The sequence below is a fragment of the Brevibacillus jepli genome, assembly GCF_047229145.1.
Classification (GTDB): domain Bacteria; phylum Bacillota; class Bacilli; order Brevibacillales; family Brevibacillaceae; genus Brevibacillus.
Genome location: NZ_JBFEFW010000055.1, coordinates 1 through 14,859, shown reverse-complemented (window position 1 = coordinate 14,859; position 14,859 = coordinate 1). Strand labels below are relative to the sequence as shown.

16 protein-coding genes and 1 riboswitch are annotated in these 14,859 nt (G+C 46.7%); of the genes, 7 read left to right on the top strand and 9 right to left on the bottom strand.

The window, feature by feature from the left end:
• Positions 1-151: 151 nt before the first annotated feature.
• The 3 genes from AB1L17_RS30535 to AB1L17_RS30525 all read right to left on the bottom strand — a co-directional run bounded on the left by AB1L17_RS30535 (position 152) and on the right by AB1L17_RS30525 (position 2,044).
• Positions 152-520: a glyoxalase superfamily protein gene (locus AB1L17_RS30535; protein WP_412848703.1), complete on the bottom strand. Its 369-nt coding sequence runs from the start codon at positions 518-520 to the stop codon at positions 152-154.
• On the bottom strand, positions 517-981 hold the full coding sequence (locus AB1L17_RS30530) for a DinB family protein (protein ID WP_412848702.1): 465 nt from the start codon (positions 979-981) through the stop codon (positions 517-519). The genes AB1L17_RS30535 and AB1L17_RS30530 overlap by 4 nt, the downstream gene beginning before the upstream one ends.
• Before the next feature lie 154 nt (positions 982-1,135).
• On the bottom strand, positions 1,136-2,044 hold the full coding sequence (locus AB1L17_RS30525) for an EamA family transporter (RefSeq protein ID WP_412848701.1): 909 nt from the start codon (positions 2,042-2,044) through the stop codon (positions 1,136-1,138).
• Between the two features lie 289 nt (positions 2,045-2,333).
• On the opposite strand from AB1L17_RS30525, the gene rarD reads away from it, so the two are divergent.
• The gene (gene rarD / locus AB1L17_RS30520; RefSeq protein WP_412848700.1) at positions 2,334-3,242 is read left to right on the top strand and encodes an EamA family transporter RarD; all 909 of its coding nucleotides are present in this window, start codon (positions 2,334-2,336) and stop codon (positions 3,240-3,242) included.
• A 74-nt stretch (positions 3,243-3,316) separates the two neighbouring features.
• On the opposite strand, the gene pdxK is transcribed toward rarD, so the two are convergent.
• Together pdxK and AB1L17_RS30510 are read right to left on the bottom strand one after the other, a co-directional pair.
• Positions 3,317-4,144, bottom strand: a complete 828-nt coding sequence (gene pdxK, locus AB1L17_RS30515) for a pyridoxine/pyridoxal/pyridoxamine kinase (protein ID WP_412848699.1) — start codon at positions 4,142-4,144, stop codon at positions 3,317-3,319.
• Positions 4,145-4,314: 170 nt separating this feature from the next.
• Positions 4,315-4,488: a hypothetical protein gene (locus AB1L17_RS30510; RefSeq protein WP_007723176.1), complete on the bottom strand. Its 174-nt coding sequence runs from the start codon at positions 4,486-4,488 to the stop codon at positions 4,315-4,317.
• A gap of 221 nt (positions 4,489-4,709) precedes the next feature.
• Between AB1L17_RS30510 and AB1L17_RS30505 the strand changes: the two genes are divergently transcribed.
• The 3 genes from AB1L17_RS30505 to AB1L17_RS30495 are packed head-to-tail and all read left to right on the top strand — an operon-like array spanning position 4,710 to position 8,432.
• On the top strand, positions 4,710-5,411 hold the full coding sequence (locus AB1L17_RS30505) for an ABC transporter ATP-binding protein (protein WP_412848698.1): 702 nt from the start codon (positions 4,710-4,712) through the stop codon (positions 5,409-5,411).
• A 24-nt stretch (positions 5,412-5,435) separates the two neighbouring features.
• Positions 5,436-6,890: an ABC transporter permease gene (locus tag AB1L17_RS30500; protein WP_412848697.1), complete on the top strand. Its 1,455-nt coding sequence runs from the start codon at positions 5,436-5,438 to the stop codon at positions 6,888-6,890.
• A 24-nt stretch (positions 6,891-6,914) separates the two neighbouring features.
• Complete coding sequence (locus AB1L17_RS30495; RefSeq protein ID WP_412848696.1) at positions 6,915-8,432, top strand: efflux RND transporter periplasmic adaptor subunit; 1,518 nt, start codon at positions 6,915-6,917, stop codon at positions 8,430-8,432.
• An 87-nt stretch (positions 8,433-8,519) separates the two neighbouring features.
• Here the strand turns inward: AB1L17_RS30495 and AB1L17_RS30490 are convergent, their stop codons facing one another.
• Positions 8,520-9,194, bottom strand: a complete 675-nt coding sequence (locus AB1L17_RS30490; protein WP_412848695.1) for a hypothetical protein — start codon at positions 9,192-9,194, stop codon at positions 8,520-8,522.
• On the bottom strand, positions 9,191-9,991 hold the full coding sequence (locus tag AB1L17_RS30485; RefSeq protein WP_412848694.1) for a class I SAM-dependent methyltransferase: 801 nt from the start codon (positions 9,989-9,991) through the stop codon (positions 9,191-9,193). Before AB1L17_RS30485 ends, AB1L17_RS30490 begins: the two co-directional genes overlap by 4 nt.
• A 189-nt stretch (positions 9,992-10,180) precedes the next feature.
• Here AB1L17_RS30485 and AB1L17_RS30480 point away from each other — a divergent pair, with 189 nt between their 5' ends.
• From AB1L17_RS30480 to AB1L17_RS30470, 3 genes are read left to right on the top strand one after another with little or no spacing between them, the layout of a single operon-like run.
• On the top strand, positions 10,181-12,223 hold the full coding sequence (locus tag AB1L17_RS30480) for a hypothetical protein (RefSeq protein WP_412848693.1): 2,043 nt from the start codon (positions 10,181-10,183) through the stop codon (positions 12,221-12,223).
• Between the two features lie 58 nt (positions 12,224-12,281).
• Positions 12,282-12,476 (top strand): hypothetical protein, encoded by a 195-nt coding sequence (locus AB1L17_RS30475; protein WP_412848692.1) that lies wholly within the window; start codon positions 12,282-12,284, stop codon positions 12,474-12,476.
• A 24-nt stretch (positions 12,477-12,500) separates the two neighbouring features.
• On the top strand, positions 12,501-13,304 hold the full coding sequence (locus AB1L17_RS30470; RefSeq protein WP_412848704.1) for an EcsC family protein: 804 nt from the start codon (positions 12,501-12,503) through the stop codon (positions 13,302-13,304).
• Here AB1L17_RS30470 and AB1L17_RS30465 read toward each other — a convergent pair.
• The gene (locus AB1L17_RS30465; protein ID WP_412848691.1) at positions 13,301-13,867 is read right to left on the bottom strand and encodes a GNAT family N-acetyltransferase; all 567 of its coding nucleotides are present in this window, start codon (positions 13,865-13,867) and stop codon (positions 13,301-13,303) included. The genes AB1L17_RS30470 and AB1L17_RS30465 overlap by 4 nt on opposite strands.
• Positions 13,868-13,935: 68 nt before the next feature.
• Positions 13,936-14,376, bottom strand: a complete 441-nt coding sequence (locus AB1L17_RS30460) for a flavodoxin (protein WP_412848690.1) — start codon at positions 14,374-14,376, stop codon at positions 13,936-13,938.
• A gap of 140 nt (positions 14,377-14,516) precedes the next feature.
• Positions 14,517-14,705: riboswitch (Lysine riboswitch) on the top strand.
• Positions 14,706-14,859 lie beyond the last annotated feature (154 nt).

Sequence of the window (14,859 nt, the reverse complement as noted above, 5' to 3'; positions counted from 1 at the left end):
GGTCGTGGCGAAGGGGTTAACGCACCGGATTGTGGCTCCGGCACTCGTGGGTTCAAGTCCCATCGATCGCCCCATTTATGATTATAAGTGAAATGAAATAGCCCAGCGGTGGCTTCCTGTAAAGGAGTATGCTGGGCTTTTTGATATTCGTTTAGGAAGGAACTACATCTTGATAGAAGTGAAGGCGATTGCCAAAAGGATCGGTCACACTCACTTCGCGTGTTCCCCAAGGAGTGTCCTCTAGTCCGGGACAAGCGTACTTATATGTCTGGCGCAACAGTGACTGATGAAAAAGCTCGATATTCTCTACCTGAACACGAATCGCTGAGCCAGGACAAGCATCCCCATGATGCTCGGACAGATGAATCGTACATGAGGGAGAAGAAACTTGCATGTACAACGGAAAATGATCCTCGTAACGATGCTCCCAATCTACCTGAAATCCGAGAAAGCCCACATAAAATTCTCTAGCCTTATCTACGTCAAACATTCGAAAAATGGGAGTTACGGTCTGATTCATTTTTTTAAGAACCTCCGGAGTGTGTTAATCGATGCTAGGTGCATTCCTTCGTGAAAAATCGTTCGAACGAGCACTTGTGCAATCGTATGCATGCCTGCTTCAGTAGCTGGGAACTCTTCTTCCAATCGATCCTTGTAAGCGGCTTGTAACTGCTGGGGTTGTTCTTTTAATAAGGGAAGGAGCTCTTCTAGCTTCGGTGGCTGTGTGTCCCAGTCTGCAGGCTTCGTCCCGAAATTAAACCATTCGTTGAAGCCTGGAGGGATCGGGACCGGTTCTTTTGTCAGGTGGGCGATCCATAAGTACTGATCGAGATAGATATGCCCCAGATTCCACAAGATGTTGTTCGAAAAGCCCTCAGGTATTACATTCACTTCCTCATCCGTCAATCCATCGATTGCACTCAACGTTATCTTCCGATAGTATTCCAGCTGCTGGAATAGCACACTCTGCCGTTTTTCCATACATTTTCCTCCTAACGCATGGCATTATTCATAGAAAATAAGTTCGAGTCACGAAAGCTACCTTCCTTCTAGCAGAGCTACGTGCAATGGCAAAAAAAGCGTGCAGACACCAACTGGTCAGCACGCTTTTTATATGTTTGTAGGAGCAGCAACACTACATTTTTTTCTGCTCAAGGGCATGAGAAGGGGAGAACAGCTTGCGCCACTTTACTTGCGGTACACAAATAGCAGCGAGGATCATCAATACGCCACCCCATTGAGAGATAGTGACCGTTTCTTGCAGAACGAAGCTCGACAAAAGTACGACTGTGGGCAGCTCAACTGCGCTTAAAATGGTAGCGAGTCCATTACCGATCCGAGGTACGCCGACAGCCAAACAGAAGATCGGGATGACGGAACCGAATATCGCAACCAGGAGACCCAGCGGCAGCAGCCCCTGCAGAAGCTGACCGTTGATCATGAATGTAGGTGGATACACGATCGAAAGCATCAAGGCAGCGATACTGATCGAAATCGCACTGCGCAAATAGGGGTCCATTCCGGGGAGGATACGTCCGCTGAAGAAAATAACCAAAGCAAAGGTAGCGCCAGACAATAGACCGAAAATCAAACCAACGATATCTACGCTTTGGATGCCGCTTTCGCCAAGACCGCTGGCAAGTACTGTCCCTGCACCAAGCATGGCGAGAGACACCCATTTTTCAGCAGTGGGCCATTTACGATCCACGATAGCCTCCAAGAGCACACCGATCCACGTAAACTGAAATAAGAGAACGATAGCGAGTGATGCAGAGACCCGGCTAACAGCCTGATGGTAAAAAAGACTGGTCGAGGCCATCATGAGGCTCGCAGGTGCCAAAAGCAACAAATACTTCCATTGAAAGCGCTGTTTGGAGAAAAATATGGCCATGACCGTCATGATCAAGCCACCGAAAATCAGTTGGCTCCCGCTCATTTCAAAAGGAGTGAAGCCGAGTTGAAACGCGTGCTTCATGAAAATAGAGAGTACTCCGTAGCTGCATGCACCGAGTAATACTAAAATGATTGATCGCCAGTATGTCATAAGTAAAAGTTCCTTTCGTATGACTAAACTCGGAAGAATAATGCCTATTGTACTACAGGTGTAAAAGTGGTACAATAAAATTTTTGTCTACACTTTACTATACTACTAAGGTAATTAGCTAGCTGCATGCATTGGTAATATGGTAACGGACGAAAGTGCAAAGGTAGCGCTATTCTTGGTGTGAATACATAGCCGTTTCTTCGTATTTCCGTTACACTACTCCTTAGAGAGCGAGTTCAAAAAGTCGTCATAATAGAAAGAGAAGGCGAAATACACGGGAGGAGCAAGGATGAGACAGGGGATTATTTACGCAATTGTGGCCTATTTGGCTTGGGGGCTACTCCCGCTCTATTGGAAGCTGTTTCAGGCGATGGGCGCATGGGAGATACTTGCTCATCGAATTGTTTGGTCCGTCATTTTTGTCGGAATCATTATTCAGGTAACGAAACGCTGGCGCAGTATGTGGGGGGCTGTTACTGGTATCAAAATGTTTGGAGCATTAGCGATATGCTCACTGCTCATCAGTGCGAACTGGCTTATCTTTATTTGGGCGGTAAATAACAATCAAGTGATGCAAACGAGTCTTGGTTACTACATGAATCCGCTCATCACCGTACTGCTCGGAGTCATTTTCCTAAAAGAAAAAATGCACGCAGGGCAATGGCTTGCACTCATTCTGGCAACTTGCGGCGTCTTGTTCATCACCTTCCAGTATGGGGAGATTCCATGGGTCTCGCTGTCGCTTGCCCTGACGTTTGCCTTTTATAGCTTGGCGAAAAAGCTCGTCCGGATGGAGGCGATGATCGGTCTGGCCTGGGAGACGCTGTTTGTGGCACCCATTGCCTTCGGTTATTTGTTGATGATCCAAGTCAATGGAACGGAGACGATGACGTCATTATCGTGGTGGCAACTTTTGTTACTGACGATGGCAGGGGTAGCTACCGCCATGCCGCTCTATTGGTTCGCTCAAGCTACGACAAGACTTCCGCTTTCTGTCGTAGGCTTCATTCAATACTTGGCTCCGACGATTTCGCTTTTATCAGCCGTTTTCTTGTTCGGGGAGCCGTTTACACAAACCCATCTTATTAGCTTTGCGTTCATATGGTCGGCGCTCATCGTGTTTACGGTATCTTCCGTGCGCGTGAATCGAAAAGCTGCACCGATCAATCCCGAGATCGCAATCAAAAAGCAAGCGTAATGATAAGAAAACTCCTGACCAGCCGAGCGAGACTCGGAAAAAGGCCAGGAGTTTTTATTTTACTAGAAATGCAATTAGCAGATCGCTTCGCCGTGCTTCTTCATGCGGTACGCACCGTGATGAGTAGGCCCCACATATTTATTGAGCGCAAACGAGTGGCGGATCGCTTCCGTAATAAACTCTTTCGCTACTGCTACTGCATTGTGTACAGAGCTTCCTTTTGCCAATTCAGCACAGATCGCAGCAGAGAATGTGCAGCCTGCTCCATGGGTAAAGGAAGTTTCAAAACGCTCCGATTCCAGAACCTCGATCGTCTTACCGTCATAGAAAACGTCTACGGCATTGCCGCTTGCCAGTTTGCTGCCACCTTTTACTACAACATAAGAAGTGCCGAAGTCGTGGATGCGCTTCGCTGCTTCCTTCATGTCATCGACACTTTTCAAAGCGCCCATTTGGCTGAGGATTCCAGCTTCGAACAGATTAGGTGTCGCTACTGTCGCGTGTGGAAGCAATACTTCACGCAGGCTGACTGCAATTTCTGGATGGAGGGCTTCATCTGCACCCTTACAGATCATCACAGGGTCAACGACCACATTTTTCAATTCATATTGCTTTATTTTACGGGTAGCGAGGTCAACGAGTTCAGTGGTACCGAGCATCCCGGTTTTTACAGCATCTACGCCAATTCCAGAGAGAACCGTTTCGATTTGTTTTTCCAGAATGGCGACATCGATCGGAAACACTTCATGAAACCATTCGTTATGTGGATCTTGGGCTACGATAACAGTGAGGGCTGTCATCCCGAAAACACCAAGCTCCTGGAACGTTTTGAGGTCTGCTTGCTGACCAGCTCCGCCGCTGGTGTCTGAACCTGCAATGGTGAGTGCTTTCTTCATGGTCATTGTGATTATCTCCCTTTGTATACCGCTGCACAATCGAAGCGGATCTATACTGTCATGCACTGTAATGCCTCTCTCTATATTAAAGAGGAAGAAATCGGTGCTGTCAATAATATCCCCAAAATATAAAAACCGCCTCCCGTAGCGGGAAAGGCGGTTATGTATGCAGTCATTTATGCTTGAGAAGCAGCGTGGTGAAAAGAGAAGCTGATTGTAGTGGACATGGACTTGGAGCGCTTGGTTGCAAGCTGCTTGGCTTGTTTTGCTGCCTCAAACATACTGGGTGCCTTGATGATTTCAACCCATCTGCGTGTTGCTGTTTCAAATAAAAAGCGATAGATAGTCATCTTCTTCGACCCTCCATGGTTTGTTGACATCTACATTGTATTACGTATTTGACGGCAAAAGGTTACGTGGTTGTTACATAATTTTGAAGATACTATTGCTTTTATGTAAAAAGTAAATTGTTTGCGAATGTAGCGTTACGTTTTACGAAATGTTACGTCTTTAGTATGTGATGTTTTGGAAGGCTTCCATTTTTGAAAGAACGAATGAGGTGCTGGTAAAGATGGTCAATTCAATGGGAGAGCTGACGGTGACTGGGGTCAATCACAGCTACGGAGCGGGAAAAATCAAGGTGCCTGTGCTGTATGATATCAACGTTCACATCAACAAGGGGGAATTCGTGGCGCTGTGTGGCTCATCGGGTTCAGGCAAGTCTACGCTCTTGAATTTGCTTGCAGGCTTGACCAAGCCGGAGGAAGGGAGTGTCATGGTAAGCGGAGAAGAAATTTCCAGTTACAGCGAAAACAAACTATGCTTGTTTCGCCGTAAACATATGGGCTTTATCTTCCAATCTTACAATCTGCTCCCGAATCTGACAGCGTTGGAAAACGTAGAGCTTCCTCTGGTTTTCGCGGGCGAGAGTACAAAAAAACGACGGGAAAAGGCAAAAGAGATTTTGCATCGCGTGGGATTGGAAGGGCGCTTGGACCACAAGCCGAACGAGCTTAGCGGTGGACAGCAGCAGCGTGTCAGTATCGCGAGAGCGCTCGTCAATCAGCCTGGCATCATCTTGGCGGATGAGCCGACGGGAAACCTGGACTCGAAGACCGAACAAGAGATTCTCGTATTAATGAGAGAAATGAACAAGGAAAATGGGACTACGTTCATCATCGTTACCCATGAGCAGGAAGTAGCAGAACAGTCCGACCGTGTTATTTATCTCCAAGACGGACGGGTTGTACAAAAAAGGACAAGACCAGCGTAGGCGAGGGTATGAGGTGAACAAATCGTGAAGATAATAGATTCTTTTCGTATCGTCTTGAAGAATCTTTGGAGAATGAAGCTGCGAACAGCACTCACATCGGTTGGAGTGATGATCGGAACGGCTGCAATCGTTGCAATGATGGCACTGAGTTTGGGACTTAAGGAAAGTGCAGTAAAAAGCTTGGAGAACTTCGGGGATTTAACCGAAATGGAAGTTCAACCGATACGTTGGTACGAGGAAAATGGCGAATGGATAGATGTTCCAGAGGATAAAGTCAAGAAGCTGAATATGGAAGCGGTGCAGGAATTAAAAAAGATTCCTGGGATTGAAGCAGTTATGCCGATAAAAGAACTACGAGATCAAGCGAAGCTCAAGGTAGGCCGCCGAGAAGGATACGTACAGCTTATCGGGGTTGATGTGAATGAATCGGCTGCTTATCGTAAAAATGACATTGAAAAAGGGAAGTATTTGTCAGGCTCACCGCAAGAAGTGGTTGTCGCCTTCGATGTCTCCAGAGAATTGCGGGACGTGGAAAAGGAAAAGCGGGAGGAACGGCGAAGAAAGGCCGGAGGCGGACGCCAAGAAATGAATGAAATGCCACCAGATATGGGTGGCGGAGAAGCACTTGCCTTCAATCTCGTCGACAGATCTGGAACTCTCATCTTGTCACGAGAATATCGCATCGACGATGAACCAAAATACGAGAAAAAAGAAATGCGTGTGAAGGTTGTCGGTCAATTAAAGAAGTCTGACGATCGTCGCTCGTCGGCCGCGGTTTATGCACCGATTAGCGTAGTGAAAGAGCTCAACGAATGGGTCAATCGCAGTAGGGGTGACGAAATCAGTGATGGATCTTCACGCCGATCTCGCGATAAAGCCAAAAAGGATACGTTTGAATTTGACTCGGTGACTGTCAGGGTAGAATCACGTGAGAAAGTCGAAAGTGTCATCGAGGCGATGAAGCAAAAAGGTTTTGAGACATGGTCGAACGCAGCTGATCTGGAAAGAATCAATTCATTCTTCTTCGTGATTCAAATGGTTCTCGGGGGAATTGCAGCAATCTCCTTGCTCGTCGCAACCATTGGAATCGTCAATACAATGATCATGTCGATTTTAGAGCGAACCAAAGAGATAGGAATCATGAAAGTAATCGGCGCTACAGTTTTAAATATTCGCTGGCTGTTCTTAATGGAATCAGGCTTTATTGGCTTAATAGGAGGAATGGCTGGTCTCGGCTTGGCGTGGGGAGCAGTTGAGCTAGTAAACTACTTCGGAGCGTCAGGTGGCCTGTTGGATAATTTAGGCATGGGCTACGGCGGTGGCGATCCAGAGGCCGAGCCTTCCAAGCTGGCAGTCATTCCAAGCTGGCTGGCACTGTTTGCGATTGGTTTCTCCTTTATTATCGGGGTGTTGGCAGGAATCTTCCCAGCGATCCGTGCTTCTCGTTTAAGTGCACTGCAAGCGATTCGATCTGAATAAGTGATGAAATGTGAGGAACGTAAGATGAACAAGAAAAAATGGATCATTATCGCCACGGTGGTGGCCGTTCTTGGAGGAGGAAGCTATTACGGCTATTCATACTTCAAGGGCGATGAAGTTGCCGAAGAAATGCCAGAAGAAAAACCGACCTTCCCGACAGCGGTAGTTGAACGTGGAGAGGTTAAGAAAACGATCAACTCAGCAGGTACGATCGAAGCCAAGGCACGTGAGGAAGTCAAGCCAGAACTCAGCGGGAAAGTTCAACGTCTCTTGGTGAAGGAAGGCCAGTCTGTCAAAAAGGGCGATGTATTGTTTACGATCGACAGTACCGATGCTCAGTTAGCGTTGCAGAAGCAGGAACTCGCGATTATACGTGCTAAAAAAGAACTGAATGAAATCAAAGACAAAAAAGACATAATTAATGCGGATAAGGACGGGAAAGTAATTGAAGTGCTCGTAAAAGAAGGGGATTCTGTCACACCGGAAACACCTATCGTCAAGCTGGCGAACACCGATTATTTGAAAATCACCGGTAAGTTCACCGCTTTTGAATCAGAGCGCTTCAGTGTCGGTCAAAAAGTAAAAGTCTTAATTACTTCTTCCATGTACTTTGTAGATGGAGTCGTAACGAATGTAGACAGAGTTGGGAAAAAGGAACCAGGCGCTGGTGGCCTTCACGATGTCGAAGTCTTGGTCAAAAAGCCGGGTGCGCTCTACGTAGGAGACATGGGTGTAGTTCGATTCACGGATGAAAAAGGAGTGCTGTACGCCAGCCAATTGCCAACTCCATTCGGACTTCCAGATGAAATGGAAATTTTGGCAGGAACCCATGGTAAAATCGCTAGAGTAGACATAAAGAAGGATGACGTAATCAAAGTAGGACAGCAACTGGTTAAAATGGATATGACTTCAACAGATATGGAGTTCCAGGAGAAAGAGCTGGCTTTGAAAGAGGCATTATTGGAAATGGAGCAGAAAAAGCGTGAAATTGCGAAGAACCAAGTAACAGCGCCAATCAGCGGAGTAATCACAAAGCTAAACGTAAAAGAAGGCGAAACGCCAGGATCAGATCCTGCAGCCATTATTATGGACACAACTTCAGTTTACTTTGTCGCAGCCGTTGGTGAGCTTGATATTCCAGAGATCAAACTCGGTCAGAGTGTCGATGTCTACGTGTATGCATTTGGTACCGAGCCGTTTAAAGGTAAAGTCATAGAGCTTCCGAAAGAAGGAAAGAAAGAAGAAAAGGAAGTTCGTTTCGCTGTGAAAGTGGAGCTGCTTGATAAAGCTGATTTCAAGCACGGGATGACGGGAGACAACGATATTATCGTAGCAGAAGCAGCGAATGTTCTACGCTTGCCAAGTAGTGCGGTTGAAGTTCTTGGGCCAGGTCAAGGCACCGTCATGGTAAATGATCCGAGCACCGGAGAGCCGACGCCAAAAGACGTAGAGATCGGTATTGAAGGATATGATTTTATCGAAATCAAAGGCGGCTTGAATGAGGGAGAAGAGGTCCTGGTGACCAACTCCGAAGGCATGTAATCGTACTTTCGATTTCGTTCATAGAGACAGCCCCGTTGCGACTGGCCATATACCTAAGCAGACGGGGCTGTTTTTTGCACAAGGCATTCAAAGATTGGGACGCAGCTGCAACGTTCTGGACATCTGCGACGTCAAACTATGTAAAGGATGAGCAACTGTACACCCGTAATCCTTTGCAAACTGATCAGCAACGGGTGCCATGGAGAGCTGGGCCACTGCAATGTGTTGACCTGGATACGTTTGTTGGAGATGATGAAGGGCGTCGCTTATGGCCTCTCTGTAAGCTTCGTGCTTGTTTTCAATCAGGAGTGCGAAGGCATTTTCAACAAGCCTTACTTGAATATTTGGCTGAAGACGGTGGGAGCGGGCATATTGTACGAAACGCTCCATCGTAGGTGTGACCGTAGCCGGATTGGAGAACAGCAGAACTTGTGGTTCTGTTAGCTGTGCCAGTTCATGAAAGAAAGGTCCGTCGATTGTGAAGATCGGGACAGTACTGGATGCTTCATCCTCTCGTGTTAGCAGCGAGGCATACTGCGTGCAAGTGATCACGATTGCATCTACGGAGCAGCTCTGCATCCAAGTCAGTTGATCACGTAATTTGGCATGGGATTGTTCCTTGGTATGGACAGGTGTTCCCCCGTTTTGCAGCAGTAAACCTGGATCGACAAAATGGATGAGCTCTGCATCAAAGGATGCGAATGCTTCTGATAAGAGTGGAATATTCGTATAATGGCCATGAAGGCAGGCGATCCGGGTCATGGTGTGCTACCTCCGAGCGAATCGTCTCTATCTGTTTTCTTAAGGGCAACTACGCGAATGCGCTTGTAGTCGAGCACCCAGCGACCGTCTTGAAACAGACTAGGCCGCAATAAGTCAGTGACATCGTTACATACCTGCTGTATCTCATCGGACGATAGTCCCGCAAAAAAAGGACTGCAAAACGAATTCAGCCAATGGGAAAGTCCCCGGTCCCCATCCGCCATAGTGGTAGGACGATCAAAATGGGAGGCGAGTACGACGTGGAAGCCTTGCTTTTCCAAAAGAGTCGTGTACTCTCCGATGCTAGGAAAATACCAAGGTGATCGTTCATCAGCGGATATATCTTTTCGTTCCAACACGGTCCGTAATGCCTGTGTAATTTGTCCGCAATTTCCTTTGCCTCCGAATTCGGCTACAAAACGACCGCCTGGAGCGAGCGCTAACCAAATGGTTTCGATGACTTCAGCTGGACGTTTCATCCAGTGTAATGCCGCATTGGAAAAGACCGCGTCATAGCGTACTTCTGTTCGAAATGTGTGCGCATCGGCTACAGCAAAGGCGAGCTGCGGATATTTTTGTCGAGCAGCTTCAATCATGTCCGCAGAAAAGTCAATTCCTGTTACGTTTGCTCCTGCTAGAGTTAGTTGCGCACACAGGTCTCCTGTTCCACAGCCTAAGTCGAGGATGCTTTCACCTGCATCAGGATGAAGCCAGTCCATTAATCCTTTGCCATATTCAGAAACGAAGTTCATTTTTGCGTCGTACAGCCCGGCATTCCATTGATTGGTTTGAACCATGTGTATCCCTCCCTTCCATCATTTTTACCGTCTAGAATGATATAAGTCAAATCTATATAAATTATGAACGTGATAGTATTTAGCTATATCGATCGCGTGAAAAAGTGCGCGTTGGCAAAGGATTTTCGCCTTTTTTGTCGAATGAATTGAGTTGATAAAAATGTAAGGCAGAAAGTAGGAGGACAGTTCGTGAAAAAATGGGTTGTAAAAGCACTTCTAGTGTGTTTGGCAACTGGCACCTTTTTGTCAGGTGTTTCAGTACCGTCAGCCATGGGGGCCGGGGCAATAGCATCAATGAAAAAAAACAGCCAAGTATCTAAGCCAATCCGGAAGCAGCCTGTTCACGATATGGTTATCTTTAACGATTATCAGGTTGCAGGACTGGATTCAAATGGTTGGAACTGGGTGAAGAATGATGAGTTTATTCTTCCGCCTGAGACACCACTTGATATTGATTTGATTCAGACCACGTATGGAAATGGTACGAACCTCAATCGTAAGGAAGTATACCTGGATGGTGTAGAATTACCAGAGTTTCAGATGGAACAAACCTCGAATCAAGCTTCATTCAAATGGCAGGTACCTCGCTTTACCATTCCTGCCGCCAAATTATCAGCCGGCACTCACACGCTGACCTTTGTTGTAACGGATTCAAATTCAAGGAGCAGTACGTTACACGTGAGCTTTCAAGTAGAAGCACAAAATTACCCGAGCATATATAAGGGAGAAAAAGCAGAGGGAGAGCCTTTGCCGACTGGTGGGCAAACGACGATTTTTGGAAATATGGGTTCAAATGACTTTACCAGCTCGGTACCAGGCACGTGGAAGCTAACGAACAAGTCCACCAATCAGGAGATGAGATCTGTTCCTGCTACTGTTTTTTCTACAGGTACGCTGTTGGCTGGTCAATATCAGCTGCTTTTTTTACCAGATGATTCCTCGATGTCGCCTTGGTCAACGATGATCCAGATCGGTATGGCAGAGCTGTTTATGGGAACAGATGCAAATGGTCAAAAGCTGGCACCGGATCAGACAATCACCGCCCCAGAGGCACCAGGGAAGGTTTCCTTGTATTCACAATACCCGGGTCGATGGTCAGTGAACGGAACTGGACAAACGCTGACCAACGCTCAACATTTTGAGGTCGACATTCCGACAATGTTGGCGGGAATGACGATTTCTGTTACCTTTGAGCCTGATTCCAAGGAAAACAAAACAGAATCTTTATGGGGAGGGGCTACATCAACGACGATTCAAATACAAATCCCAGGCACACCGAATGCTTGCGGTCCTGTAAGTGGAAATGTCACGATGGATGTGTTGATGCAGCCCAATGATAAATCAACCCTCATGGTTGAAAAAGGAAACGTGTACTCGTCAGACAATACGCTGAAGCTGTACCAAAATCCTGTGCATGTAATCTGGTTGACTACAGCAGCAGAGCATATCGAATTCGGAAGTGAAGCTGATGACGATGAAGGGCCAGGGGTTTGGGCAGTCGATAACGTCGTTGTCGAAAGTGATAAATTGAATTGGGATCACACAGGATTGCTACTGTCCGGCTATAAGCCAGGGCGTTACAAGGTCAACTATTACAGCAAAAGAGACCCCGGGCAGACATGGTGCGGTTACGTTCAGGTCATTGAGGATACACCGCCAATACCAGCCTCCCAATCTTGTGACCCAGGTGATACAGGTATTGCGCCACCGCAATCGCCGATGTTCATGCGAGGTGAGAGTGGCAAGGAATATCGAAATGGAGATAATGTGACTGTGGAGTCTGATAGTGACCTTGCGGAATTGGAAAATCTAAAGCTCATCTCCACGTATGCAGAGCGGACGGGGACGAAGAAAGTTAGAGAGAGTAAGAAATCCTCTGCCTACCATATGCCGAAATATGAGTGGAAGTATGGGGAGAATGCAATCGGCGCTAGACAAGAACACAGCAGTGCTACGATAAGCTCAGAAAATAAGATCGAGATCTACTATGAAGGCAAAGAAATCGCCGCCATTAAGCCTTCCAATCGAGATGATGAGGCTGAAGACGGTCTGGAGTCACTCGATATAAGTAGGTATATCGATCGTGAGCAACCTGGCAAATACGAGATCAAAGTAACGAATATCCTAAGCAACAAGACTTGCCAACTCGTTACAAGACAAAAAAGAACCGTCAAAAAAACGGACGTTGATGAACGAAAAGAAACGATAACATTTACAATCGAAGTGAAATAAGATGGAGGCCCCCTTGCTTTTAGGCATGGGGGTCTTCGATTAGCTGGGAGGAAGTCCTGTGACAAATGAGCAGCAACAGATAATGGAAAAGTTCGGGTTTCGGATCGATGGTGAACAAGTGAAACATTTGAAGCTGGGAATCGTAAGAAATATAAATGAATTCGACCATCACGCCACGTCAGAAGAGTTGCAGGACTATATCAAGTCCCTCTTGCGCAATCAATGTCAGTGGAAGCGAGGAGAATCAGAGTGAGCAGCCAGGGAGGTGTTGTGTTTGATGGAGTCTAGAGAGACGTTGGTTCAGGCGTTAAGTGAAGTAGAGGCTTGGGAGAAGGACCAGAATGATTTGTGGTTTTGGGAAAAGCTTGGCAGACTTCCGTTTGTTCTGCTGGACAGGATTACGCCAGCATTCGTTCAAGAGAAGCTGGGAAAAGCCGTAGATGAGATGGCTGCCTTTCTTGAAACAGGTGGAACCTATTTGGTGCAGGATGAACCAATTTACAAGAGGTTTCGCAAACGTTTAGAAGGACAGAGCATATCTGCTATTGGCAAGGACGAGATCGCTTCTGTACCGTTGTCGATGATGAATGATGTGGCGCTGGAGCTGAAGGATTCACGTACGAATTTTGCCACAGTACAAGGGGCGACGACTGGTTTCGGTGGGATTTTTACCCTCGCAATCGATATCCCGTTGTTGATGGGGACATCCTTAAAAGTCCTACAAGAGATGGCTCTTGCCTACGGTTATCGACCGGAAGAGAAGCGGGAGCGACTGTTTGTAGTCAAATGCTTGCAGTTTGCTTCTTCAGACATCGTTGGCAAAAAAGCGATCCTCGCTGAGCTCTCGCGCTTTGATGATCCAACAGCGCAGAAAGAAGTGATGGCGCAATTACAGGGCTGGCGTGAAGTCGTGGTGACGTATACGGAAAATTTTGGTTGGAAAAAGCTATTCCAAATGGTACCGATTGCGGGTGTTTTGTTCGGGGCGTATTTGAACCGCTCAACCGTGCAGGATGTCGCCGAAGCAGGCATGATGCTGTACCGCAAACGGCGTATCCTGGAACGGCTGCGTGAGGCTTAGGAAGAGCGAGGAGATGAATGGGACCACTCCTCAGCAGTAAGGGCGTAGATGAGATGGTCTTCCCATACACCGTTAATTTGCAAGTAGCGCAACGATAGCCCTTCCTGGCGAAAACGGTTTTTCTCCAAGACTCGAATGGAAGGCTTATTGCGTGGCATGACGGCAGCTTGCACCCTGTGCAGTCCAGCATCAGAAAAAGCAAAATGCAGGGCGAGCTTTACAGCTGATGTGGTGTAGCCTTTGCCATTGCATGTCAGGTCCATGAAGTAGCCAATCGTTGCATTTTGCCATGCACCGCGTGTGACATTTGACAAGGCTACGCGCCCAACCATCTTCTCAGATTCACGAGAGAATACACCAAATGCATAGGCAGTGCCAAGTTCAAAAGCTTTTTGCGCTTGTGAAATCTGCTCTTGCTGTTCTGCGAGGGTCAGAAATGAAGCAGAACGGATCGGTTCAAATGGTTGGAGAAAGTCATGATTACGCAGCCGAAGCTCTAGGAGCTCGGCTGCGTCTTTTTGTTGGAGAGGCCGTAAGAGAATCTCGTCGGTATGTAGTGACATGAGATCAATCCTCCTTAAAAAGTTGGATTGATAGTATATCATGTGACAGAGAATTTGGGAAACAGCACTTAGCCGAGCAATTCAGCAAACGATACGCCAAATGCTTTGCAAGTTTCTACTTCCTTTGCGGTAGGAGAAAGCTCGATTTTCAATCCTTCCAGTGGCGTTTCTGCTCCACGCTCGCTCGCTTTTTTCAGCAAAATATCCACGGCTGCACCGACATGCTCATAAGCGGAGTCGCAAGAGCCAAATGCCACAACCTTTTTCCCGCTGAGGTCAATATCGTCCATTTCCTCATAGAAGTCCAGGCATTCGTCTGGCAGATCACCATCGCCCCAGGTGTACGCGCCAAGCAAAATGCCGTCGTAAGCTTCGAGTTCTTTTGCGTTCGCATCCATTACTTCTTTTATCTCCAGCTCAGCACCAGTTGAACGAATACCTTCTGCAATTGCTTCAGCAATTTCCTGAGTATTCCCAGTCATGCTCGCGTATACCATCAAAATGCTCATAAAAAGTAAAACCTCCATTTAGATAATGAATATCATTCTCATCAACTAAAATAATGAAAATGAGAATCGTTGTCAATAACTTTTTTCTTATTGCCACCTTTCGTTGATTTTGGTAGAGTTAAATGAAATTATAATAATGTACACTAAATAGAGGTGCGCCGAAGAAGAGTATGCCTTTTCGTAATCTGCCAGGGGGTAGGAAAAGGAGGAAAGGCTAAAGCGCCGAAGCTTATGCTATGCCCCTACATAGCACAGGCTGGGGTGTCTCGTGAACAATGATCATCCTGTCACAAAAGACCGATGTCTTTTTGTGGAGCGCTATTTATGATTTGCTTGTGTAGTATCAAAAGCAATGAGATAGCGAATGCACTCATTGCTTTTTTTGATTCACAAACTGCTTTCACTTAAGAGGAGCCATTCCTGTAATGAAGAAATTTGAGCTTTGAAAGAAAAAAGCGCCTCCTGTATGCTGGGTCTTGGAAT

Coding starts and splice junctions, on each gene's coding strand:
- AB1L17_RS30495 (WP_412848696.1), top strand. CDS start 6,915: ATGAACAAGAAAAAATGGATCATTATCGCCACGGTGGTGGCCGTTCTT.
- AB1L17_RS30525 (WP_412848701.1), bottom strand. CDS start 2,044: ATGACATACTGGCGATCAATCATTTTAGTATTACTCGGTGCATGCAGC.
- AB1L17_RS30535 (WP_412848703.1), bottom strand. CDS start 520: ATGAATCAGACCGTAACTCCCATTTTTCGAATGTTTGACGTAGATAAG.
- rarD (WP_412848700.1), top strand. CDS start 2,334: ATGAGACAGGGGATTATTTACGCAATTGTGGCCTATTTGGCTTGGGGG.
- AB1L17_RS30465 (WP_412848691.1), bottom strand. CDS start 13,867: ATGTCACTACATACCGACGAGATTCTCTTACGGCCTCTCCAACAAAAA.
- AB1L17_RS30485 (WP_412848694.1), bottom strand. CDS start 9,991: ATGGTTCAAACCAATCAATGGAATGCCGGGCTGTACGACGCAAAAATG.
- AB1L17_RS30460 (WP_412848690.1), bottom strand. CDS start 14,376: ATGAGCATTTTGATGGTATACGCGAGCATGACTGGGAATACTCAGGAA.
- AB1L17_RS30510 (WP_007723176.1), bottom strand. CDS start 4,488: ATGACTATCTATCGCTTTTTATTTGAAACAGCAACACGCAGATGGGTT.
- AB1L17_RS30490 (WP_412848695.1), bottom strand. CDS start 9,194: ATGACCCGGATCGCCTGCCTTCATGGCCATTATACGAATATTCCACTC.
- AB1L17_RS30470 (WP_412848704.1), top strand. CDS start 12,501: ATGGAGTCTAGAGAGACGTTGGTTCAGGCGTTAAGTGAAGTAGAGGCT.
- AB1L17_RS30505 (WP_412848698.1), top strand. CDS start 4,710: ATGGTCAATTCAATGGGAGAGCTGACGGTGACTGGGGTCAATCACAGC.
- pdxK (WP_412848699.1), bottom strand. CDS start 4,144: ATGACCATGAAGAAAGCACTCACCATTGCAGGTTCAGACACCAGCGGC.
- AB1L17_RS30530 (WP_412848702.1), bottom strand. CDS start 981: ATGGAAAAACGGCAGAGTGTGCTATTCCAGCAGCTGGAATACTATCGG.